This is a genomic window from Dactylosporangium sp. NPDC000555, from assembly GCF_040300025.1.
Classification (GTDB): Bacteria; Actinomycetota; Actinomycetes; order Mycobacteriales; family Micromonosporaceae; genus Dactylosporangium.
Genome location: NZ_JBEPDB010000025.1, coordinates 53,517 through 75,409, shown reverse-complemented (window position 1 = coordinate 75,409; position 21,893 = coordinate 53,517). Strand labels below are relative to the sequence as shown.

The following is a 21,893-nucleotide window of genomic DNA, read 5'->3' as shown; positions in this document are numbered from 1 at the left end:
CTTCGCTACCGAGAGGCATTAGGCATGTCGATTCCACCGATCGCCCGGACCACGCACCGCCACTTGGACGTCGACGGCGTCCGTGTCTTCTACCGCGAGTCGCACCCCGACCGTCCCGACGCGCCCGTGCTGCTGCTGATGCACGGCTTCCCGTCCGCCTCCCACCAGTTCCGCCGCCTCATCGACGCCCTCGGCGCGCGATACCGGCTGATCGCCCCCGACTACCCCGGCTTCGGCCACACCCAGGCGCCCGACGGCTTCACGTACTCCTTCGATCGCCTGGCCGACATCACCGAAGGCTTCGTCCAGCGGCTCGGCCTCGACCGGTTCGTGATGTACGTCTTTGATTTCGGCGCCCCGGTCGGCTTCCGGCTCGCCGAGCGGCACCCCGAGTGGATCGCGGGACTGGTCGTACAGAACGGCAACGCCTACACCGAGGGGCTCTCGGACGGCGCCCGGGACTTCATCGCCTTGCGCCCGCAGACACCCGGCGCCGAAGCAGCCGTTCGGGACCTGCTGACCCTGTCCGGCACCCGCGGCCAGTACGAGACCGGCGTCGCCGATCCCAGCCTCATCGCGCCCGACGGCTGGACCCTCGACCAGCACTTCCTCGACCTGCCCGGCCGCACCCAGGCGCAGCTGGCGCTGGCGTTCGACTACCACTCCAACGTCGAACGCTACGACCGTTGGCAGGCGTGGCTACGCGAGCACACCCCGCCCACCCTCATCACCTGGGGCAGCAACGACCCGTTCTTCCCCGAGCCCGGTGCCCGTGCCTACCTACGCGACGTACCCGACGCCGAACTGCACCTGTTCGACACCGGCCACTTCGCCCTCGAAACCCACCTCCCGCAGATCGCCCCGCTCATCGCCGACTTTCTCGATCGCGTGTGGCCAGCGCGGAGAGCCGGATCGCCGCCGTCGGGCACATCTCAGCGGCCAGCTCCACCACGTCGAGTTCGGTGACGACGCTGTGGCGTGGGCGGGAACGGTCCTCGTCGTCGAACTGGAAGCGATCCGGCGCGACTGAGACGCAGGTCCCCGAGCCGACACAGCTGTCCGCGTCGACGCTCACCCGCCACGACGGCTGCGCGGCCTCGAGCCCGAGGTAGGCGAGGAAGGTCGCTTGCAGCGGCGCCGGAAACCGCAGGAACTCGAAGTGCGCACCGGGGAGGACGACCGCGTCGGCGGCCCCGCTGCAGTCCGCCCACCCGCCCATCAGCTCCTGCCGGACGTTGGTGTCACTGTCCCAGCCGATCGCTACCAGCGGGCCCCGCAGGCGCACCGGCTGCGCCATCTTGTACCGGGCGTTGGCGTCCACATCGGCGCGCATCACGCCCAGACACAGCTCCACCAGATCGGGCGTCGGTGTGCCGCCCATCTGCCGGATGAGGTCCTCGAGTTCCGCACCGAGCTGCTCGTCGTCCATGGTCAGGTAGGTGCCGTACGGCCCTTCGTGCGGCGCGACCTGGGACGAGACGAAGACACACGCCGGCGTGGCGGCGCCACCGCGCTCCAGTTGCACGGCCGTTTCGTAGGCGATCAAGGCCGAGCCACAGTGACCGAAGAAGCCGAACGGCCGGTCCAGGTACGGAAGTAGGGCCTCGATGAGGTCCGCGGCGAGCTGTTCGTACGTGGCGTACGGCGTCTCCCGCATCCGGTTCTCCCGCCCGGGCAGCTGGATCGGGCAGATCTCCAGCCCGTCCACCGTCCGGGGCCACCGCCGGTACATGCTCGCTCCGCAGCCGGAGTACGGCAGGCAGAACAGTCGCGCCTGGGCGTCCTCGCTCGGCGGGCGCAGCAGCCAGGGTGACTTGCGGACCGCGCCGGCGTGCTCCGGGCTGCTCATGCTCTCTCCCCCACGGATATCGCGCCGCGTGTGCGCGCGGCCACGGGCAGGCTGGTGATGCCGGCGACGAAGTTGGAGGCGATGTGGGTGACCTCGCCGGCCAGCTCGATCGTCTCGAAGGTCGCGAACAGCTCTTCGAACAGCGTCCGCAGGGTCATCCGGGCCACCGCGAACCCGACGCAGTAGTGCGCGCCCGAGCCGAAGGTGAGATGGCGGTTGGGGTGGCGGCGCACGTCGAACGTGAAGGGCTCGTCGAAGACCTCCCGGTCGCGGTTCGCCGAGCCGTACCAGACCACGACCGCGTCGCCGGCGCGAATCGAGACGTCGCCGATGCGCGTGTCGCACGTGGCATAACGCAGCACGTGGTTCGCGGGCGAGGCCCAGCGCAGGGCTTCCTCGATGCCGCTGCCCAGCAGGTCCGGCTGAGTGGCCCAGGCCTCGTAGCCGCCCGTGGCGATCAACTCGAGCAGTGCCACCTTCGGTACCTCCGGCACCGTGACCGTCGAGCCGATGAGCAGCAGGTAGCAGTTGGCCATGACGGCGCCGCGGTCGAGCGGCCGGCCGTCGACGTGCATCGTGAGCAGCAGGCTGAGCAGGTCGTCGCCCGGCCGGCGGGCCCGCGCGGTCGCCATGTCCTGGAAGTACGCGAAGAGTTCCCGGTGCGCGCGCTGCGCCGTGGCCTGTGCCCCCGCCGGCAGCCGGTAGAGCGGATCGTCCGGCGCGATCGCGGTCTCCGCCCGCTGGGCAAGCCAGGCCCAGTCGCTGCTCGGCAGGTCCATGAGCGTGCCGAACATGACCACCGGTAGCTCGTGCATCGCGGCGGCGAAGTCGAACGGCTCGCCGGAGCGCATCGGGTCGAGCAGCCGGCGCGCGTGCTCGCGCAGCAGATCCTGGTGCCGATCGGTGCGCCCGCCGACCAGCGCACGCTGGAGCGGGGCACGCATCTGGGTGTGCCGCGGCGGGTCCGTCGCGGACAGTTGCTGGCGGCTGGCCGGGTCGGGCTCGCCCAGCAAGGCCAGCAGCGTGCCGCCCTCCGACGTGAAGGTGCGGTGATCTCGGAGCACGGCTTCGACGTCGCGGTACCGGGTGACGGACCAGTACCCCACCCGCGAGCCGGTCGGCGGATGCCAGTGCACCGGGTCGCGCTCGCGCATGGCGTGCCAGACCGCGTGCGGGTTGCCGTCCCGGAAGACGGCCGGGTCGGTGAAATCGACGCCGATGTCGACCGCGGCGACGTCGGGCGCGGGCGCGGTTCTCACGGCTGGTCCCCAACCTCGTCCGGCCCGGTCATGATCGTCGCCAGCTGCCGGACCGTCGGCCGCAGGAACAGGGTCACGGCACTCACCTCGATGCCCAGGCGTGCCTGGATGTCGAGCAACAGCTCGACGGCCATCAGGGAGTGCCCGCCCAACTCGAAGAAGTCGTCGTCGACGCCGACCGGGTCGACGTTGAGCCGGCCGGACCACAGCTCGGCCAGGGCCGACTCCAACTCGCCGCGCGGGGGCGCATAGGCCGAGCTCAGAGGCAGGTCCTGCCGGCCCGTGACACCGAGTGATTCGGGAGGGTTCATGGGTTCACCACTTCGCTGCGAGCGGGCGGGGCAGGCGTCGGGTCCGGGCCGTTCGCGGCGGCCACGACGTCGTCGTCGGACAGGCTCTCGATCTCGTCGAGCAGGTCGCGCAGCGACCGTCCGGTTCCGGCCGGCCCGGCTTGCGCGGCCAGGCTCGGTTGCGGGCTCGGCTCGGCGGCACGCTGCTGGCGCACCCGTTCGGCCAGCGCGGCGATCGTGGGCGACTCGAAGAACGTGCGCAGTTCGATCCGCACCCCCAGCTGCTCGCCGATGCGGGTGCACAGCTGGGACGCGAGCAGGGAGTACCCGCCGATCTCGAAGAAGTCGTCGTGCGGGCCGACCGCGACGCCGTCGAACGCCTCCGACCACATCGCGCTCAGCAAGCGCTCGACCGCGTCCGCCCCGTCGGCTGCCGACAGGCCGGCCTCATCCCGATCGATCGAGGCGGTGATCGACCGATCCGGCTGCGCGGTCATGGTCCGCAGCACCTCCCGGTAGGTCGTCACCATCGCCGCGACCTCATCGGCGCGCAGGAGTGCGGTGTCGAACTCGGCGGCAACCACCATTCCCCCGCCGGGCTGGAGCTCGACCAGCCAGGTCAGGTCGAACATGGCCGAGCCGGTCGCGACCAGCCGGCCCTGGTGCAGGATGACGCCGGGTGTGTGGCTGCTCGCACCCGGCGCCGAGTCGAGGCTGAAGGCGACCTGGAACAACGGGTTCTCACCTCGCCGGCGCGGTGGGGCGAGCCGCTCGACGAGCAGGTCGAACGGCAGCTCGCCGTGCTCGTACCCGTCCAGGCAGGTCGACCGTACTCGCCGGATCACGTCGCGGTAGCTGGGCTCGCCCCGCAGGTCGGCCCGCAGCACGATGGTGTTGACAAAGAATCCGACCACCCGATCGAACCCGGCCCCGGGCCGATTGCCGAACGGTGTGCCGATCAGGAGGTCGGTCGCGCCACTGTGCCGGTGCAGCATCACGTAAAAGCCGGCCAGGGCCACCATGAACAGGGTGGCGTCCTCTTCGTGCCCCAACGCCGTGAGTGCGCCGAGCAGTTGCGGGTCCAGGGGCATCCGGATGCTCTCGCCCGCGCGATCGAAGGTGTCCGGACGTTGGCGCTGCGACAACTCGAGCCGCTGCGGGGCGTGCGCCAGCGCCTTCGCCCAGTACCGCTCGAGCCGGTCCAGGTGCTCCCCGCGCAGCCGTTCCCGTTGCAGTGCCGCGAAGTCGGCGTAACTCAGCTCGGGTGCCGGTGCGCCGCGTCCGGCGTACTCGGTGAAGATGTCGTCGAGCAGCACCCGCGCGGACCATCCGTCGAAGACGAGGTGATGTGCCTGGATGGTGAGCTCGAACTCGTCGTCGCCGAGCAGGTACAGCGACATCCGGCAGACCGGCCCCGCGGCGAGGTCGAACGGCGCGGCCGCTTCCTCGGTGATCAACTGGTCGGCCTGTGCCACCTGGGTCGCGGGATCGAGACCGCGCAGGTCCACCGGGCGCAGGGTCACCGCGCCGGCGCCGGCCGATGGGAGCACCTGCAGCGCATATCCGTCCACCGTGGTGAAGACGCTGCCCAGCGTCCGGTGGCGGGCACCGGCCCGCGCGACCGCATCGGCGAGCCGGGTGACATCCACGGCCCCGCTCAGCCGGAGCCGGATCGCGACGTTGTAGCGCGGGTTGTCCGGGCTGAGCCCGTGCAGCACCCATAGCCCCTGCTGGCTCACGGACAGCAGGTTCGCCCCGGGCGGCGCCGCGCGGTCGCGCAGCGCGTTGGCCACGAGCTGCGCGCGCCGGCGTGCCTGGGGCAGGTCGTCGTGCGCCTCGCTCCCGGCCGCGCGCTGCTCGTCGATGAGCCGGGCCAGCGCTTGCACGCTGCCCGCCCGCAGCGTGTCGCCGACCCGCAGCCGGATCCCGAAGATGTCGCCGAGCCGGGCGAGCACCCGCGTGGCGGCCAGCGAGTCGCCGCCCAGCTCGACAAAGCTGTCGTGCGCGCCAGGGCTCGCCACCCCGAGCACCTGCGACCACACCTCGGCCACCCGCCGCTGCGTCTGGTTCCGCGGCTCGACCCACGGGGTGTCGAGCGCCGGCCGGCTCAGGTCGGGCTCGGGCAGCGCCGCGTAGTCGGTCTTCCCGTTGGCCGACAACGGGATCCGGTCAACAACGACGAAGCGGGCCGGTACCAGCGCGGCCGGCAGCCGGGCGGCGGCATGCTCGCGCAGGGCGGACACGCTCGGGACCTGCTCCGACTGCGCGACGAGATAGGCGACGAGCGCCTGGCGGAGCGCGCCGACCTGCCGCACCTGGGCCACGGCGCGGCGTACACCGGGGTGCGACTCGAGCACCGCTTCGACCTCGGCGGGCTGGAACCGCACCCCGCGGAGCTTCACCTCCGCGGCGCTCCCGGTGCCGATGCGCCCGAGAAACTCGAGGTTGCCGTCGTCGCGGCGGGCCGCCAGGTCGCCCGTGCGATACATCCGGGTGCCCGGCGGCCCGTACGGGTCGGGCACGAATCGGGACGCGGTGGCGCCGGGGGCCGCGTGGTAACCACGGGCGAGCCCGATGCCGGCGATGTAGACCTCGCCCGGCTCGCCGCCCGTGACCGGTAGCAACCGATCGTCCAGCAGCCGTACCGTCATGTTCGCCACCGGGCTGCCGATCGGCAGCCGCCCGGTCCGCAACAGCCGCTGGTCGTGCTCGCCGCTGTGGAAGTAGGTCGCGGTGGCGGTCGCCTCCGTCGGTCCGTACACGTGCACGAGCGCCACCCCGAGCCGCGGCCAGCGGGCCACCGCGTCCGCCCGCACGGCCTCGCCGCCCATGAGCACCATCCGCACCGTCGCCGGCAGGCGCTGCTGCGACTCGTCGAGCTGCTCGACCAGTTCCTGCCAGTAGGCGGTGGTGATGCCGAAGGCGCTCGCCCCGCTGTCACGCACGATCTGGAGGAACCCCGGGATCGACTGCATCGCCTTGCGGTAGCCGGCGAACACGACGGTCGCTCCGGTCAGTACGGACGGGAACACCTCTTCCAGAAACGCGGAGAAGCTGACCGAGGCCAGTTGGAGGAAGCGGTGTCCCGGCCGCAGGGCGAAGCGCTCAGCGGCCAGCAACGCCAGGTTGACCAGCCCGCGATGCGTGATCACCACCCCCTTCGGCGAGGAGGTGGAGCCGGAGGTGTAGATCACGCATGCCGCGTTCGCCGGATCGACGGGCGGCGCCGCCGGGTCGATGGCCGCGGTGACCTCGGCGGTCACGCCGGGCTCGGCGTCCGCATCGACGATCACGACGGGCGGCGCGGATCCGGGCACCCGATCGGCGACCCCCGCGGTGCAGACGATGGCATCCGGCGTGCAGTCGGCTAACAGCAGCGCGATCCGTTCCGGCGGGTAGTCGGGGTCGATCGGCACCCACGCCGCGCCGGCGCGCATCACGCCGACGGCGGCCACGAGGATCTCGCGCGACGGCGGCGCGATCACCGCGACCCGCCCCTCCAGCGCTACCCCTAGCCCGCGCAGCCGCGCTGCCAGCGCCGCGGAGAGCTCGTCCAGCTGCCCGTAGGTCAGCACGGCGCCGTCATGCTCGGCCACCACCGCCCACGGGGTGCGCCGCACCCGATCCGCGATGACGTCGTGGACCACCTCGCCGCGGCCGAAGTCGCGCGCCGGCCCGGCGAGGTCGCCCATCGTCGTCGCCGTCGCGGTCATCGGAGGATCTCCTGTCCGGCCAGTACGCGCTGTGCCGCGGCCACGCCCGTGCCGAGCGTCGCCCGGTGCCCGAGATCGACCAGCGCCTGTTCCAGTGCGGCGACCGCACTGACGACGTCGCCACCGTCCACATATCCGCAATGTCCGATCCGGACGGTTCGGGCGGCGTCGGCGCCGACGCCCGCCGTGATCTGCACGCCGTACCGTTCGAGCAGGTGGGCCACGAGGAGCCGGGCGTCCAGCAGCGCCGGCAGGCGTGCGCCGGTGACCGCCCCGCTGGCGTGTGCGGCGGCCACCGTGTGCTCGAGGCCGAGCGCACCGACGGCGGCCCGGGTCGCGGCGGAGAGCACCGAATGCCGGCGCCAGACCGCTTCGAGACCTTCGTCCAGGATCGCGGTGAGCGCCTGGTCAAGCTGTACGACCAGGCTCACCGGCGGGGTGAACGGGGTGGCGTGGCGCTCGACGATCGCCTCGCGGGTGGCCGCCCAGTCGAAGTAGAACCGCGCGCTGGTGGCCCGCTCGTGCGCGTGCCAGGCCCGCTCGCTCACCGCGACGAAGCTCAGCCCGGCGGGCGTCATCAGCGCCTTCTGTCCCCCGCCGATGACCACGTCGAGGCCCCAGTCCCCGGTGCGCAGCTCGTCCGCCCCGAGACTGGACGCCGCATCCACGATGGACACGACGGTCCTGGTCGCCGCGCCGAACTCCCGCACGTCGCTGAGCGCGCCGGTCGAGGTCTCACAGTGCACGCAGACCGCGGCCATGATGGCGGGGTCGCGGGCGATGGCGTCGGCTACCCGCTCGTTGTCGACCGCCTCCCCCCACCGGTGCGTCAGCTCGACGACATCCAGCCGGAAGGCCCGGCACATGTCCACCCAGCGCTGCGCGAAATAGCCGTTGTTCGCTATCAGCACCCGATCGCCCGGCGAGAGGACGTTCTGGACCACGCTTTCGAACGCACCGGTCATGCTCGAGGTGAAGACCAGCACGTCGCCCTCGGTCAGGTAGACACGCCGGAGTCCGTGCAGCACCCGGTCGTACAGCTCGGCGAAGCGCGGGATGCGTTCGTCGAAAACCGGCAGCGCCCCGGCGGCGAGCACCTGCGGCGGCGCGGCCGTCGGCCCCGGGACCATCAGCCGATACCTGCTCCTCATGCCGGCGTCGCCTCCTCGCTCGGTGCCGCGAGCCGTTGCTGGACCTCGACGTCCGACATGGACAAGACGGCCTCCACGGACTGCGCGAGCTGCTCAGCCTGCTCCTCACCGCCGAGCCGATGCGCGAGTTCGGCGGCGAGGACGCCTGGTGTGGCCGCGCGGAACAGCAGCGAGGTCTCCAGCGCCATCCCGAACAGCTCGCCGACATAGGACAGCAACTGGATGGCGAGCAGTGAATGGCCGCCGAGGTCGAAGAAGTCGTCGTCGACGCCGACCTCGTCGACGGCCAGGTGCTGGGCGAACGCCGCGGTGAGCAACCGTTGGACCGCCGTGCGTGGCGGCGCGGTCGTGCTCGCCACGCCGCCCGCGGGTTCGAGCACCGCGAGCGCGTCAGCATCGACGCCGCCGCTCGCGTCGAGCGGCAGCCGGGGCAGCGCCACGACGGCACGGGGAAGCATGTAGTCGGGAACCATCCCGCCGAGGAAGCGCTGGACCTCACGCAGACCCGGGGCCTGGCTGCCCTCGGCCGCCACCACGTAGGCGGTGAGCGCCGCCGGCGCGCGCCGGCGGCGCTGGATCAGCACCGCCGCGTCGGCCACGGCCGGGTGGCGGGCCAGCGCCATGGCGACCCGGCGGGTCGGCACGTGCCGGCCGTGCTCGTCCTGCCACGGTTCGGCCACCCGCCCAAGCAGCGAGATGGTGCCGTCGGGCCGCCAGCGGGCCCACTGTCCGGTGCGCAACAGCCGGCCGCCGCTGTGGAAGGGGTCGGGCACGAACGCCCGCGCCGTCCGCGCGGCGTCGTCCGGGTAGCCCAGCGCCACCTGGTCGCCGCCGATGTAAAGTTCGCCGCGTACCCCGATCGGCTGCGGCTGCAGGTTGGCGTCCAGGACGTACAGCCGAGCCCCGGGTCCGGGTCGCCCGATCGAGCGCTCGCCGCATGCATCCAGCGGCCGGGACGTCCACGCGACCGGCCCGGACACCCCCGGCGGGGCGTAGGCCCAGCACACGCCGGACCCGGCGGCGACCGAGACTTCGGCCGTCGTCACCGCCGTCCGGAGCCCGGCCGGGGCCGGTTCTCCCCGCGCCAGCACCGCGACCGTCGGTGCCGCCGCCGGTGTCGAGCCGTCGCTGTCCGGCAGCTGCACCGTGGCGCCGGCCAGCAGGGCCGCGCCGAGCTCCCAGAGCGCGTCCGGGTGCCCGAGCGGGTTGAGCACCGCCACCCGGTCGGCGCCGGTCAGGCCAAGCTCTTGCGCCGCCGCGGCGATCGCGGCGTCCAACGCCGCGAAGGTGACCGCCAGCGGACCGTGGCCGGCGACGACCGGCAGGTACGCGAGCGTCGCACCGTCGGCGAAGGGCAGGCCGGCCACGGCGTCCCGCGACGCGGGTGCCAGTGACTCGACCGCGGACATCTGGGCGGCCATGACCGCGGCCCCGCGGGACAGGACGGCGAGCACCGCGACGACCAGACCGGCGTCGCCGAACGCCGGCACGCCGACGACATGCCGTGGCCCGATCCCCTGCTCGCCCAGGGCCGCCGCCATCCGCTCGACCTCGTGTCGCAGGACCGCGTAACTCAGCTCCCGGCCGGCGGCGACCACCGCGATCGCGTCGGGGCGCAGGCTGGCCCACCGGTCGATCGCCCGCAGCACCGCGAGCCGGCCGGCCCCCTCGTCCCGGGCCGGCGCGCCGGCCAGTGATGACACGGCCGGGACGGCCGGCAGCGCCGAGCCGACCGGCCACTCGCGGGTCAGCACCCGCCGCTCGGCGTCGTCGAGCAACGGCAACGCCGAGATCGCGGTCCGCGGGTGGTGCGCGATGGCGTTGAGCAGCGTGACGAAACAACGCCCCAGCCGGGCCACCGTCGCTTCGTCGAACAGGTCCGTGTTGTAGTCGACGTTGACCTGTGTGTGGGTCGAGTGCATGATCGCGGCGAAGGAGAGGTCGAACTTCGCCAACCCGGTGTGCATGCCCTCGACCGCGGCGAGGGTGAGCCCGTCCGCCGTCACCCCGCGCGGCGGCTCCTCGTCGAGTGCGCAGGTCACCTGAAACAGCGGGTTGTAGCTGAGGCTGCGTGCCGGGCCGACAACCTCGACGACCTGGTCGAACGGCAGGTCCTGGTGCGCGTAGACGTCCAGACACACCCGCCGGATCCGATCGAGGAGGTCCACGAAGGACGACTCCGGCGCGATCTCGGTGCTGGCCACGACCGCGTTGATGAAGTAGCCGATGACGGGTCGCAGCGCGGCCCGGTTGCGGGTGTCGACGGCGAGGCCCACGTTGACCCGGCCCGCCCCGCTGCAGCGGTGCATCAGCACCTGGAACGCCGCCAGATACACCATGAACGGGGTGACCCGTTCGCGGCGCGCGAGGTCGCGCAACGCGTCCATGGTCGTGCCTGGAATGGAGAACGAGTACCACGCGCCGCGGTAGGACTGGACCGCCGGGCGCGGCCGGTCGGCCGGCAGGTCGAGCAGGCCGTCGGCACCGGCGAGCCGGCGAACCCAGTGGTCGCGGTGCTCCTCGAGCCGTTCGCCCCGCAGGTACTCGCGCTGCCACCGGGCGAAGTCGGTGTACTGCAGCTGCAGCGAGCCGAGGTCTTCGCCGTCGTAGGCACGCATGAGCTCGGCGAGGAAGATCTCGGTCGAGACGTAGTCGAAGATGATGTGGTGCGCCAGCAGCGCCAGCACATGCCGGTCGTGGTCGAGGCGGAACAGCACGGTGCGCAGCAGCGGCCCGCGACGCAGGTCGAACCCGACCGAGGCCAACTCGGTGAGCCGGGTGTGCAGCCGCTCCTCGCGCTGCGGCTGCGGGCAGTCGGTGAGATCCTCCACCGGCACCTCGATCGCCGCCGCCGGCTCGACCACCTGGACCGGCCCGCCGTCGCCGACGTCGAAGCGGGTGCGCAACGCGCCGTGGCGGGCCACGACCGCCCGCACCGCACGGACGAACCGGTCCCGGTCGAGCACACCGGTCAGCCGGCAGCGCCACGCGATGGTGTAGAGCGCGCTGCCCGGGGTGATCGCGTCGAGAAAGAACAGCCCTTGCTGCGTGACCGACAGCTCATGCGCGCTCGGCCCCTGCCGCTGCGCCAACAGCTGTTCGAAGAGGACGCGCTTGTGCGGTGGCAACGCGGCGATCCTTGCCGCGAGCTCGGCATCCGCAAGCTCCGCCGAATCCATGTCGGGCTCCCGTCTAGAACAGCACTCGCGAGTCGGCGCGCTCCCGCGCGTCCCGGGATTTGCGCAGGTCCCGGGTCACGTTGAGCCGCTTGAGCCACCGGTCGCGGCCGTCGTAGCGCGGCCGGAACGGGTTGCGACCGTGTACGGCGCGGTAGTTGTCCACGAACAGGACCTGGCCGGCGGCGAGGCTGATCTCGGTCAGGGCCAGGTCGAGCTGCTCGGACAGCACCGCGAGGGCTTCCCGCGCCTGTGGGTCGTCCGCCGCCGGGTCCATGAAGTACGGATCCAGTCGCAGGTATGGCGCGGCCGGGTCGCCGAACAGCACGGCGATGCGGGCCGGCCGCTGGTGCAGCTGGCGGATGCGTTCGTAGCTTCGCCGCTGCGGTTCGGCCAGCTGCTCCACCCGTTCGGAGTCGATGCGGTGCGACTCGTCGGGACGGATCTGGAATCGGGGCTGGAACAGCACCTCCAGCACATCGCGGGGCAGCCGCACCGCGTCGACGGGAGCGTAGGTGGTGGCAACCTGGTCGAGGTTTCGCAGACACATCATGCCGACGTACTCGGCCCGGTAGGGGTGGAACGCATCCTCGACGTGCCACCAGATCTTCGCCGTGCTCGCGGAGTTGAGCTGCAGGTTCTCGTGGCCCCGGATCGGCAGGATGTCATGCATGATCCGGCTGTTCTGTTGCGTCGCCCAGCCGAACGGCTCCCCGAGCAGGCAGGCACAGAGCAGGAAGAACCCGTCCTCCGCTATGGTGCAGGTGCCGGTGCTCTGTTCCCCCCAATGCCGCGGCGTGTCCCCGATCCGCTCGTCGTCCACCGGGTAACCGCTGATGAGGACCGCGGCGTTGGTCTCGTTGAGCCGGAACCGGCTCAGCTCGGCGCGCAGCCGCCGCGGCAGTTCCTGAGCGAACACGCTCGCCCGGGCGAGCAGTGCCTCGTCCTCGATCGACTGCTGCTCCGCCACCAGCGCATCCACGACCGACCGGCAGGCGGCGACCTCGTCGGCGGTCAGGTTGATCTCAAGCATCGCTACCTCGAGCTGGCCATCGACGCGGCACCGACGGCGGCACCGCCGCCGGGACGGGGACGGAACAGCACCGGAAGCCGCGTGATGCCGTTGATAAAGTTCGACCGCATGTGGGTGACCTCGCCGGCGAGGCTCATCTCCTGCACCGCGTCGAGCATCTCCTCGAGCAGGACCGCCAGCACGACCTGCGCCGGCGGGCCACCGATGCACCGGTGCGCCCCCACGCCGAAAGCCAGGTGCGGATTGGGTGTACGGCCGGGATCGAACGTGTCGGGGTCGTCGAACACGGCGCTGTCCCGGTTGGCCGAGGCGACCCAGGTGCAGACCAGCTCTCCCGGTTCGAGTTGGACACCGGCGACCCGCACCGGGGCGAGCACCCGGCGCATGAGGTGGTTCGTCGGCGACGCCCACCGCAGTGCCTCCTCGACGGCGCTCGGCACGAGACCCGGGTCCGCCCGCAGCCGTCGCCAGATGTGCGGTTGCCGGCACAGCTCGAGGATCAGGTGCGAGGCGACCTGAGGTGTGGTGGTGATCGCTCCCATGGCGAAGCTGTAGCAGTTCAGCAGCAGCTCATGGTCGCTCAGCGGACGACCACCGAAGTCGATGTCGAGCAGCGCCGAGATGACATCGTCGCGGCGGTTGCGGCGGCGCTCCTGGATGAGTTCGCTGAACATCGAGAAGAGCTCAAGATGGGCGTTGTTGAGGGTGTGACTCTCCCCGCCGGCCGAGTAGGTCGGGTCGCCGGGTGCGACGCCCGCCATCGCCAGCCGCGGAACCTGCGGCCACAGCTCCCGCGGAATGCCGATGACGTCACCGATCGCGGCCAGTGGCAGGTGGATGGCGAAGGCGGCGACGTCGACCACCTCGCCCGAGCTGAAGGCGTCGCCGACGGCCCGCCGCACATGCTCCCGCACGCGCTCCTTGCGCTCGCGCGACACCCTGGTCGACATGGTCCGCATCACCGGCAGCCGGACCCGCGCGTGGTGCGGCTGGTCCATCAGGTTGATGGTGCGACCGCCCGCGATGTCGCCCTTGGCGACGGCGAGGATCGTGCCGTACTCGGAGCTGAACCGCTTGTCGTCCATGAGAATCGCGGCCACGTCGCGATGCCTGGTGGCGGACCAGAACCGGTCGCCGTCCGGGGTGTGCTGGGCCCACATCGGTGCCTGCTCGCGCAACCGGGCCCAGGCCGGGTGTTGCGACGAGGTCCGGTAGCGCTCAGGATCGTAGAGATCTATCTCCTGCAGTTCCGGCAGGAGATCTGCCTCAGGATGTGCCATGCGCACAAGCACCCTCCCTCGCTGCGGGCATCGACGATGCCACGGCCGGGCGGCGCCGCGCCCTCACCGGAACCGAGCTGAAGCCGTTGATCCAATTGGAATAGAGGTGCTGCGGCGGCGCGGTGATGTCCACGCCGTCGAACCGGCGCACCAGTTCCCGGAAGAAGACGCCCAGCGCCATCCGTGACAGGGGCGCGCCGATGCAGTAGTGCGGGCCGGCGCCGAATCCGAGATGCGGGCTCGGCAGTGTCCGCAACGAGAACTCGTACGGGTCGGCGAAGACGCTCTCGTCCCGGTTGGCGGACGGCAGCCAGGCGCACACCCAGTCACCGGCGGCGATCGGGACGCCGGCGAGGACGACGTCGTTGACCGCTCGCCGCACCAGGTGGTACGGCGTCGAGGTCCACCGGGCGCCCTCCTCGACCAGGGCGGGCACGAGCGTCTCGTCGGCCGCGACGCTCCGCCACAGGTCGGGCCGCTCGGCCAGGGCGAGCACGGTGTGGTTGATGACGTGCGGCGTGGTCGAGTTCGCGCCTGCCATGAAGCTGTAGCAGTTGAGCAGCAGCGTGCCGTCGTCCATCGGCCGGCCGCCCGGCGCCAGCGCGATCAACGCGCTGATGAGGTCGTCACCCGGGTTGGCCCGCTTGTGCGCGATGATCTCCATGAAGCAGGCGAAGATCTCGTGGTGCGAGGTGCTCAGGGTGGCCGCGGTGCTGGCGCCGACCGCGAACGCCGGGTCTTCGGGGGTCAGCCCGACGGCACTCCAGTGGGCGAGCCGGTCCCAGTACTGCTCCTCGATGCCCATCAGCTCGCCGGTGACGGCCATCGGCAGGCTGCGGGCAAGCTCGGCCAGGTCCTGCTCGCCCTCGCCGAGCCGGTCGACCAGCGCCGCGACGCGCGCGGTGACCCGCGGCGTCCGGTTGCGCACGACCGTATGGCTGAACGAGCGCATCGCCTGGGTACGCAGCGCGGTATGCCGAGGCGGGTCCATCAGCGAAATCGTCGCGCCGCCGGCGGGGTCGGGCGCGCCGACGGAGGCGAGGATGGTGCCGTGCTCAGAGCTGAAGTTCCGATAGTCCTTGAGCACCCGTTCGCATTCGGCATAGCGGGTCACGCACCAGAATCCGGACTGCCCCGCCCGCTCGTGCCACCAGACCGGCGCGGTTTCGCGCAGCGTTCGCCAGGCGCCGTGCTGGTCGCCGGAACGAAATCGCTCCGGGTCGAACAGGTCGATGTCGGCCGGCGCGACCGTCTCCGGAGGCCTCGGTGTGATCCTCATGGTCAACCGCCGACCGGCACCGGCTGGGGCTCGGGCGAGGCCTGCCGCAGGTGCTCCGCCAGCTCGGCGACGGTGGGGTGGCTGAAGAAGTCGCCCGCGGAGAGGTCCAGCCCTTGGGCCCGCAGCTGTTCGAGAATGCTGACGCTGCGCAGCGAGTCGCCGCCAAGAGCGAAGAAGTTGTCGTGGATCCCGACCACGTCGAGGTCCAGCGCCTGCGTCCACGCGGCCGCGATGGTGCGCTCGACGTGGTTGCGCGCTGCGGTGAACTCGGGCAGGTCCAGCAGGTTGCCGCGCGACTTCCACGGCTGCGGCAGCGCGGCCCGGTCAAACTTGCCGTTGGGGTCCAGCGGAAGCTCCGCCAGCACGACGTAGGTCGCCGGTAGGGCGTACGCCGGCAGCCGCTGCGCCGCCCAGGCGCGCAACTGCGATGCCGTCACGGCGCCGGCCGAGTCGGTGCCGCCCGTGGCGACGTAGGCGGCGAGGCGCTTGTCGTTGCCGTCCGACTCGACCGCGACGACGACGCAGCCGCTGACGGCGGGGTTGGACGCCACGACCGCCTCGATCTCACCGAGCTCGATCCGGAATCCGCGGACCTTGACCTGACGATCCGTGCGCCCGTGGAAGTCGATCGCGCCGTCCGCGCGCACGCTGGCCCGGTCGCCGGTGCGGTACATCCGGGCGCCGGGACCGCCGGCGAAGGGGTCGGGCAGGAAGACCTGTGCGGTCAGCCCGGGGCGGTGCAGGTAGCCGCGCGCGACACCGTGGCCGCCGACGTAGAGATCGCCGACCGTTCCCGCGGGCACCGGCTGCAGCGTCGCGTCGAGGACGTACATGGTGGCACCGGTCAGCGGGGTACCGATCGCGACCCGTTGCGCCGGCTCGTCCGCGCCGGCGCGGTGTAGCGAGGCGAACACCGTGGTCTCGGTCGGCCCGTAGGCGGCGTAGACCGTCCCGGCGTGCACCGCGGCGGTGTGGATGTGCTTGGGCGAGAGCACATCGCCGCCGGTGAGCAGGGTACCGACATGGGCCAGAGCCTGCGGCGCGAAGTCGGCGAGCAGATGGAACAACCCGGTGGTCAGGAACAACCAGTCCGGACGGTGCCGGGCGAGGCGGCGGTGCAGTTCCTGGACCGAGCGCAGGGCGGTGGCCGGGAAGAGCACCACCGTGGCGCCGCGGCACAGGGCCGCCCAGATCTCGAAGGTCGACGCGTCGAAGGAGACGGGAGCGAGTTGAGCGACGCGCTGCCCCGGGGCGATGGCCAACCGGGGGTCGTCACGGACCAGCGCGACGACGTCGCGATGCTCCACGACCACGCCCTTGGGCGTCCCGGTGGAGCCGGAGGTGTAGATCACGTATGCGGCTTCGCGACCGGTTCCGGACGCACCCGACGGCTCGTCGGCCGGCGGGTGGTCCGCCACGGCAAGTGCGTCGAGCGTCAGCACCGGAATCGGGGTCCGGCCGTCGAGCTGGGCAGCCAGGTCCGCATTGGTGACGATCGCGGCGACGCCGGCGTTGGCCAGCATGAAGTCCCGCCGCTGCTGCGGGTAGTCCAGATCGAGCGGCACGTACGCCGCGCCCGCGCGCAGCACCGCGAGCAGCGCGACGACGAGGTCGGCACTGCGCGGCAAGGCGACCGCGACCGTGGACTCCGGACCGATCCCGCGAGCCTGAAGGCCGGCGGCTACGCTCGCCGCCGCGTCGTGCAGCTGTCCGTACGACACGGAACTGTCATCCGCGTCGATGGCGACGGCGTTCGGGTTCCGCGCCGCCCAAGCGGCGACATGACCATGGATGGTCATGACATCTGGCGGCGGATCGTCGTGCTCGGTCATGGCCTGTCCTCACGTCCAGCTCTGCGTGTGAGCCACCCATGGGTTCGGCGAGAACGCTAGGCCCGCGAAACCGGCGGTACATCGACGCACGGTTGAGTGGCGACCGGCACATGTGTTGATGCCCGGGCGATACCACGATGCCTACGCTGGCCATCCTCGAACGGAAGGCCGAGGAGGGCGACGACGTGTCTGACGCTGAGGATTCGCGGATCTACCTCGTGGTGATGAACGACGAGGACCAGTACTCGATCTGGTTCGCCGATCGTGACGTGCCGGCGGGTTGGCGGGTGGAGGGAACGCGTGGCACGCGCGCGGAGTGCATCGCGCACATCGACGCCGCGTGGACCGACATGCGCCCGCGCAGCGTGCGCCTGCGGATGGAGGCCGTCTGAGCACTCGGCTGCGGGTGCTCGGCCCCCTACCCGGCCCGCATCGGGACCGGATCGCCGCGGCATGGCCCGAAGCCTGCATCGCCGACTCGGGCTCCGGAGACGTCGTCCTGTCCTGGACCTACGACCCGCAGCCCGTGGTCGATCTGTTGACCTCAGCCGCACCGCCGCGCTGGGTTCAGCTGCGCTCCGTCGGCGTCGACGAACGAATCCTCGCCCTCACCGCGGCGGCGGGCACGACGCTCACCACCGGCCGCGGCGCGCACGGCGTCGCGGTGGCCGAGCACGCGGTGACGTTGTTGCTGGCGGTACTGCGCGGCCTGCCGGGCCTGGTCGGGCAGCAACGCGACCGGGTCTGGCTGGTGCCGCCCACGCTGGGCGAGCTCGCCGGACGCACGGTCGGCGTGATCGGGGCCGGCGATGTGGGCGGCCACGTCGCCGCGCTCATCCGGGCATTCGGAACCCGGGTCAGGGTGCTGCGCTACCGTGCCCAGGGTCGCCTCACCGCTCCGCCCGCCCTCCCGTGGGCGGATGAACTGTACGGCCCGGACGAGCGGGAGGCCTTCCTCGCCGGGTTGCAGGTCCTGGTCGTCGCGGCACCGCTGACGCCGGCGACCCGCGGCATGCTCGGCGAGCGGGAGTTCGCGCTGGTAGCACCCGGATGCGTGGTCATCAATGTGGCCCGGGGACCGATCATTGATCACGCGGCGCTGGTGAGCGCACTGCGCCGCGGTCACCTGGGCGGCGCGGCGCTCGACGTCACGGACCCGGAGCCGCTGCCGCCGCACTCCGCGCTCTGGAGCGAACCGGGGGTGCTGCTCACGCCGCACTGTGCTGACCACACGCGGGCCACCGACACGCGCTTCGTGGACCTGTACCTGGACCGGGTGCGACGCTTCCGTAGCGGGCAGCCGCTGGACGCGGTCGATCCGGCGGTCGGCTACTGACACGCCCGGCCGTAGCGGCTCGGGGCTGACGCTGCCGGCTGCCCGCTACCGCATGCCGGCCACCAGCAGGTCGGACAGCGGCTGCGGGCACCGGGTGAAGGCAAAGTGCTCCCCTTCGAGCACGTGATAGGTCACCTGCGCGCACTCCTCCCAGCCGGCGCACACCTGCGCCGCCGGCACGACGTCGTCGTCGGTCCAGCCGATCACGCTCGCGGGCACGGGCAGGAAACGGCTCGCGTCGTACAGGTGCGGGCGGTGCAGTTCCAGGTCCACCCGCAGGATCGCGGCCGCGATGTCCACGAAGTCCTCCCGCGCCGGAACACCCAACTGCGTGAACAGCTGCCGCACCTCGGCATTCAGGTCGGCGGTGCGCAGGTCGATGAAGTTGAGCCGCCCATAGAGGCTGCGATGCGGCGCCCCCCAGCCGGAGGCGAAGACACGGGCGGGCAGTGCCAGCCCGGCGTCCTGCAACGCCAGGACGGTGCTCAGCGCGAGCGGAACTCCCCCGCAGTGGCCGAAGAAGGCGTACGGCCGCTGCGGCTGCGCGGCGATGGTCTCTCCGAGAAACTCGACCAGCGCCGCGGTGAACTCGGCATGCGTGCGCAACGACGGTTCGCCGAAGCGGTGCTCGCGACCCGGCGGCTGCAGGGCACAGAACCAGGCGTCACCAACGGTGCGCGGCCACTGCCGGTACAGTGACGCCCCGCCGCCGGCGTACGGGAAACCGAAGAGGAGCTGATCGGCCTCGGCAGGGATCCGGTTGAGACTCCAGCGTCCGCTCGCCATTCACCGGCCTCCGATGCTCGGGCATACGTTGCGCAGGTCCGAGCAGATCGCGGCGAGGATCCGCGCATGCTCGGCGTGGACGAAGAAGTGGTCACCCGGATAGCTGCGCACGACGAACTCCGCCGCGCACTGCTCCCGCCATGCCGCGAGTTGGCCGGCACTGGTGGTGGGATCCGCGTCGCCGCCGAACGCCGAGATGCCGTACGCCAGCGGCGGCTGCGGCTGGAACCGGTACTCCTCGCAGACAGCGAAGTCGGCGCGCAGGGCCGGCTCGATGAACTCCATCAGCCCCGGCTCGGCCAGCACCCCCTCCGGGATACCGTTCAAGGCCCGGACCGCGGCGATGAACGCATCCCGCGGCAGGTGGCAGATCCCCGGCAGGTCGTCGGGCAGCTGCGGCGCCCGCCGGCCGGAGACGAACAGGTGCACTGGCTGCGCCACGCCCTGCCGGCGCAGCTCGCGCGCCAGCTCGAAGCAGACGAGGGCCCCCATGCTGTGGCCGTAGAGGCAGTAGGGCAGCACCACGAGGTCGCGCAGCTCCGCGGCGATGGCGGCCGCGATCTGCTCCACCCGGGAGGTCGGCGGTTCGGCCAGGCGGGTCTCCCGCGCCGGCAGCCGCACCGCCCACGGCTCCAGCCAGGCGGGCAGCAGCTCAGCCCAGTACCGGAACGCGTTCGCCCCCGCCCCGGCATACGGCACGCAGATCATCCGCGCCAGCGGCTGCGAGGGGGGCCGCAACCTCACCAGCCAGTCCGTCCGCGCGCTCACGGCGCACCGGCGTCGGCGTGGAAGCGGTGCAGCAGCTCGACGTAGGCCTTGCGATACACGATGCTGTACCGGTCGGCGGCGGTGTGTTGCTGCGTATGCAGGTCGAGCGGCGCCTCGACCGGCAGCTGGTTCTCCACGATCGGATAGTCCTCTTCGAATATCTGTTGCTCGTACTCCCACATGCGGTCCATGTCGACGCCGTGCACCTCGCGCACGATCCGGTCGATGCCCAGCGTCCAGAACAGCCGCACCCGCTCGCCGTCCTCGTCCAGCGGCGTGGCGAACTGGGCCAGGAACCGGCGCCCGCCGTCCGGAAAGCGGGTCCGCACGGTCGCCGCCATCGGCAACGCCACCCCGTGGATGAGCCGGATCCGGTTCGCGAGCGCGGCGGCGCCGTCCAGTGCGGTCCCGCCCAGATCGGTGGTCATCTCCCACTCGAGGCTCCAGCCCTGCCGGGTCACGCGATACGGGTCGACGACGCGGCGGACGTTCGGCCCCATCGATCCGGAGTGGACGAACGGAAAGTGCGCGATGTCGCGGAAGTTCTCGGTCAGCTGGCGCATCCCGCAGCGCAGGTCATGCGGCACACCGTGCGAGAACGCCCAGCCGGCGTCGGGCTCGATCGTGAGCTCCGGCAGGGGCAGGTACGGCTCCGCGAGGCTGGTCCAGACATGCCCGTAGGCTTCGGTGACCGGGTAGGTCGCGAGCTGGATGTGCCCGATCGCGCCGCCCTCGGGCAACGACGGCACGGCAACGCATTCGCCGGTCTTCGGCGCGAACACCCATCCGTGGTACGGGCACTCGATGCCGTGGGCCACGGTGCGACCCAGCCACATCGCGACGCCGCGGTGCGGGCAGCGGCCCGCCGCCACCACGGCCGTTCCCTCATGGCGGTAGACGACCAGGTCGACGCCGAGCAGCCGGCCGGGCAGCACCGTGTCGGTGAGGTCCTCGCTGCGGGCCACCGGGAACCAGACGTGGCGCAGGAACCGCCGCTCCACCTCGGCGAGGTCGATGGCCGCGGTCATCGGGCACCGCCGAGCGCGTCGGCCAGGCGCACCAGACCGAAGTCGAAGTCGTCGGTGGCGCAGCCGTAGCCGAGCCGGATGTGCCCGGGGTGGCCGAAGCAGGACCCCGGAACCACGAGCACCCCGTCCCGCTCGAACAGCGACTGGCAGAAGGCGTCGACGTCCTCGACGTGGATTCGCGGGAACACGCAGACCCCGCCACCGCCCATCGGCAGGTCCACGAGCCCGGTGAGCTGCTTCGCCCAGTCGGCCAGGGTGTCCCGGTTGTACGCCGCCTGGCTCAGCCGCGCCGCGACGAGCAGGTCCGCGCAGGCGACCGCGCGAGTGGCGACGAACTCCACCAGTGGCGAGATCGCCAGCGTCATCCGGTCCCGCAGCGGCAACAGCTTGGCGAAGATGGCGGGGTCGGCGATGCACCAGCCGACCCGCAGCCCCGGCAGTCCGTGCGCCTTGGACAGCGTCCCGAACGACACCGCCCGCTCGTACCAGCCGGCCGGATCGGGCAGCGGCGGCGCGTCGTAGGTCAGTTCGGCGAACGCGCCGTCCCAGACGAGGTAACTGCCGTTGGCCGCCACCAGGTCGACGAGGCGCGCCAGTCCGGCCTCGTCGAGGCTCACTCCGGTCGGGTTGTGCGGGAAGTTGACGATCACCATGCGGGTTGCCGGTGTGATCAGCTGGGCGAGCCGATCCAGGTCGGGGGCGAAGCCGTCCTCGGGCCGCAGCACCCACCGGCGCAGCCGAGCGCCGGCAGCGGCGGCGACGTCGACGAGCGCGTGATACGCCGGTTCGACCGCGACGACCTCGTCACCCGGCTCCAGCAGCGCGTGCATGACGAGGAAGATCCCCTCGCTGGAGCCGTGGGTCACGAACACCCGATCGGCGTCACCGCCGGCCCAGCGCTCGGCGATCGCGGCGCGCAGCGGGCGAGCCCCGAACGACTCGCTGTCGGCGAAGACGAGCGCGTCCAGCGCGCCGGAGTCGAGCCCGATCAGCTCGCGCAGCTCGCCGTAGGTCCAAGGCTGGACTCCGCTGCTGCTCAGATCGGCGCCGGCGGCGAAGTAGCGCTCCCGTAGCCACTCCTCCAGCAGCGCTGGTTGCATGCGCATGTCACTC

17 protein-coding genes are annotated in these 21,893 nt (G+C 71.8%); 3 read left to right on the top strand and 14 right to left on the bottom strand.

The genetic code is table 11. From position 1 onward, the window contains the following. Positions 1 to 24: 24 nt before the first annotated feature. Positions 25 to 966 carry an alpha/beta fold hydrolase gene (locus ABT297_RS17750; RefSeq protein ID WP_350550329.1) on the top strand — a complete coding sequence of 314 codons (942 nt, stop codon included), beginning with the start codon at positions 25 to 27 and terminating at the stop codon, positions 964 to 966. Here the strand turns inward: ABT297_RS17750 and ABT297_RS17745 are convergent. The 10 genes from ABT297_RS17745 to ABT297_RS17700 are packed head-to-tail and all read right to left on the bottom strand — an operon-like array spanning position 866 to position 16,862. After that, on the bottom strand, positions 866 to 1,849 hold the full coding sequence (locus ABT297_RS17745) for a thioesterase domain-containing protein (RefSeq protein WP_350550326.1): 984 nt from the start codon (positions 1,847 to 1,849) through the stop codon (positions 866 to 868). The genes ABT297_RS17750 and ABT297_RS17745 overlap by 101 nt on opposite strands. Further along, a complete protein-coding gene (locus tag ABT297_RS17740) occupies positions 1,846 to 3,108 on the bottom strand; it encodes a cytochrome P450 (protein ID WP_350550323.1) in 1,263 nt (420 codons plus the stop codon). The genes ABT297_RS17745 and ABT297_RS17740 overlap by 4 nt, the downstream gene beginning before the upstream one ends. After that, complete coding sequence (locus ABT297_RS17735) at positions 3,105 to 3,419, bottom strand: phosphopantetheine-binding protein (RefSeq protein ID WP_502885582.1); 315 nt, start codon at positions 3,417 to 3,419, stop codon at positions 3,105 to 3,107. Before ABT297_RS17735 ends, ABT297_RS17740 begins: the two co-directional genes overlap by 4 nt. Beyond that, positions 3,416 to 7,111 carry a non-ribosomal peptide synthetase gene (locus ABT297_RS17730; protein ID WP_350550321.1) on the bottom strand — a complete coding sequence of 1,232 codons (3,696 nt, stop codon included), beginning with the start codon at positions 7,109 to 7,111 and terminating at the stop codon, positions 3,416 to 3,418. Before ABT297_RS17730 ends, ABT297_RS17735 begins: the two co-directional genes overlap by 4 nt. Continuing rightward, positions 7,108 to 8,262: a pyridoxal-phosphate-dependent aminotransferase family protein gene (locus ABT297_RS17725; protein WP_350550318.1), complete on the bottom strand. Its 1,155-nt coding sequence runs from the start codon at positions 8,260 to 8,262 to the stop codon at positions 7,108 to 7,110. The genes ABT297_RS17730 and ABT297_RS17725 overlap by 4 nt, the downstream gene beginning before the upstream one ends. Continuing rightward, positions 8,259 to 11,441 (bottom strand): non-ribosomal peptide synthetase, encoded by a 3,183-nt coding sequence (locus tag ABT297_RS17720; protein WP_350550315.1) that lies wholly within the window; start codon positions 11,439 to 11,441, stop codon positions 8,259 to 8,261. The genes ABT297_RS17725 and ABT297_RS17720 overlap by 4 nt, the downstream gene beginning before the upstream one ends. Positions 11,442 to 11,454: 13 nt before the next feature. Further along, a complete protein-coding gene (gene gntD, locus ABT297_RS17715; protein WP_350550312.1) occupies positions 11,455 to 12,471 on the bottom strand; it encodes a guanitoxin biosynthesis L-enduracididine beta-hydroxylase GntD in 1,017 nt (338 codons plus the stop codon). Positions 12,472 to 12,473: 2 nt separating this feature from the next. Continuing rightward, positions 12,474 to 13,751, bottom strand: a complete 1,278-nt coding sequence (locus ABT297_RS17710) for a cytochrome P450 (RefSeq protein ID WP_350550310.1) — start codon at positions 13,749 to 13,751, stop codon at positions 12,474 to 12,476. Further along, on the bottom strand, positions 13,738 to 15,030 hold the full coding sequence (locus ABT297_RS17705) for a cytochrome P450 (RefSeq protein WP_350550307.1): 1,293 nt from the start codon (positions 15,028 to 15,030) through the stop codon (positions 13,738 to 13,740). The genes ABT297_RS17710 and ABT297_RS17705 overlap by 14 nt, the downstream gene beginning before the upstream one ends. A gap of 2 nt (positions 15,031 to 15,032) precedes the next feature. Next, a complete protein-coding gene (locus ABT297_RS17700; protein ID WP_350550304.1) occupies positions 15,033 to 16,862 on the bottom strand; it encodes an amino acid adenylation domain-containing protein in 1,830 nt (609 codons plus the stop codon). A 185-nt stretch (positions 16,863 to 17,047) separates the two neighbouring features. Between ABT297_RS17700 and ABT297_RS17695 the strand changes: the two genes are divergently transcribed. Both ABT297_RS17695 and ABT297_RS17690 read left to right on the top strand, forming a co-directional pair. Continuing rightward, the gene (locus ABT297_RS17695) at positions 17,048 to 17,254 is read left to right on the top strand and encodes an MbtH family protein (protein ID WP_350550384.1); all 207 of its coding nucleotides are present in this window, start codon (positions 17,048 to 17,050) and stop codon (positions 17,252 to 17,254) included. Positions 17,255 to 17,268: 14 nt separating this feature from the next. After that, on the top strand, positions 17,269 to 18,198 hold the full coding sequence (locus ABT297_RS17690; protein ID WP_350550301.1) for a D-2-hydroxyacid dehydrogenase: 930 nt from the start codon (positions 17,269 to 17,271) through the stop codon (positions 18,196 to 18,198). Between the two features lie 45 nt (positions 18,199 to 18,243). Here ABT297_RS17690 and ABT297_RS17685 read toward each other — a convergent pair whose 3' ends face one another. The 4 genes from ABT297_RS17685 to vioD are packed head-to-tail and all read right to left on the bottom strand — an operon-like array spanning position 18,244 to position 21,886. Further along, on the bottom strand, positions 18,244 to 18,984 hold the full coding sequence (locus ABT297_RS17685) for a thioesterase II family protein (RefSeq protein WP_350550299.1): 741 nt from the start codon (positions 18,982 to 18,984) through the stop codon (positions 18,244 to 18,246). Continuing rightward, positions 18,985 to 19,728 (bottom strand): thioesterase II family protein, encoded by a 744-nt coding sequence (locus tag ABT297_RS17680; RefSeq protein WP_350550296.1) that lies wholly within the window; start codon positions 19,726 to 19,728, stop codon positions 18,985 to 18,987. 20 nt (positions 19,729 to 19,748) lie between these two features. Then, on the bottom strand, positions 19,749 to 20,780 hold the full coding sequence (locus tag ABT297_RS17675; RefSeq protein ID WP_350550293.1) for a Rieske 2Fe-2S domain-containing protein: 1,032 nt from the start codon (positions 20,778 to 20,780) through the stop codon (positions 19,749 to 19,751). After that, the gene (gene vioD / locus ABT297_RS17670) at positions 20,777 to 21,886 is read right to left on the bottom strand and encodes a capreomycidine synthase (RefSeq protein WP_350550291.1); all 1,110 of its coding nucleotides are present in this window, start codon (positions 21,884 to 21,886) and stop codon (positions 20,777 to 20,779) included. The genes ABT297_RS17675 and vioD overlap by 4 nt, the downstream gene beginning before the upstream one ends. Positions 21,887 to 21,893: the final 7 nt, after the last annotated feature.

Bases quoted from the DNA above. Each gene is read 5' to 3' on its own strand.
- ABT297_RS17675 (WP_350550293.1), bottom strand. From the start codon at position 20,780: ATGACCGCGGCCATCGACCTCGCCGAGGTGGAGCGGCGGTTCCTGCGC.
- ABT297_RS17705 (WP_350550307.1), bottom strand. From the start codon at position 15,030: ATGAGGATCACACCGAGGCCTCCGGAGACGGTCGCGCCGGCCGACATC.
- ABT297_RS17745 (WP_350550326.1), bottom strand. From the start codon at position 1,849: ATGAGCAGCCCGGAGCACGCCGGCGCGGTCCGCAAGTCACCCTGGCTG.
- ABT297_RS17700 (WP_350550304.1), bottom strand. From the start codon at position 16,862: ATGACCGAGCACGACGATCCGCCGCCAGATGTCATGACCATCCATGGT.
- gntD (WP_350550312.1), bottom strand. From the start codon at position 12,471: ATGCTTGAGATCAACCTGACCGCCGACGAGGTCGCCGCCTGCCGGTCG.
- ABT297_RS17730 (WP_350550321.1), bottom strand. From the start codon at position 7,111: ATGACCGCGACGGCGACGACGATGGGCGACCTCGCCGGGCCGGCGCGC.
- ABT297_RS17685 (WP_350550299.1), bottom strand. From the start codon at position 18,984: ATGGCGAGCGGACGCTGGAGTCTCAACCGGATCCCTGCCGAGGCCGAT.
- vioD (WP_350550291.1), bottom strand. From the start codon at position 21,886: ATGCGCATGCAACCAGCGCTGCTGGAGGAGTGGCTACGGGAGCGCTAC.
- ABT297_RS17725 (WP_350550318.1), bottom strand. From the start codon at position 8,262: ATGAGGAGCAGGTATCGGCTGATGGTCCCGGGGCCGACGGCCGCGCCG.
- ABT297_RS17720 (WP_350550315.1), bottom strand. From the start codon at position 11,441: ATGGATTCGGCGGAGCTTGCGGATGCCGAGCTCGCGGCAAGGATCGCC.
- ABT297_RS17750 (WP_350550329.1), top strand. From the start codon at position 25: ATGTCGATTCCACCGATCGCCCGGACCACGCACCGCCACTTGGACGTC.
- ABT297_RS17735 (WP_502885582.1), bottom strand. From the start codon at position 3,419: ATGAACCCTCCCGAATCACTCGGTGTCACGGGCCGGCAGGACCTGCCT.
- ABT297_RS17710 (WP_350550310.1), bottom strand. From the start codon at position 13,751: ATGGCACATCCTGAGGCAGATCTCCTGCCGGAACTGCAGGAGATAGAT.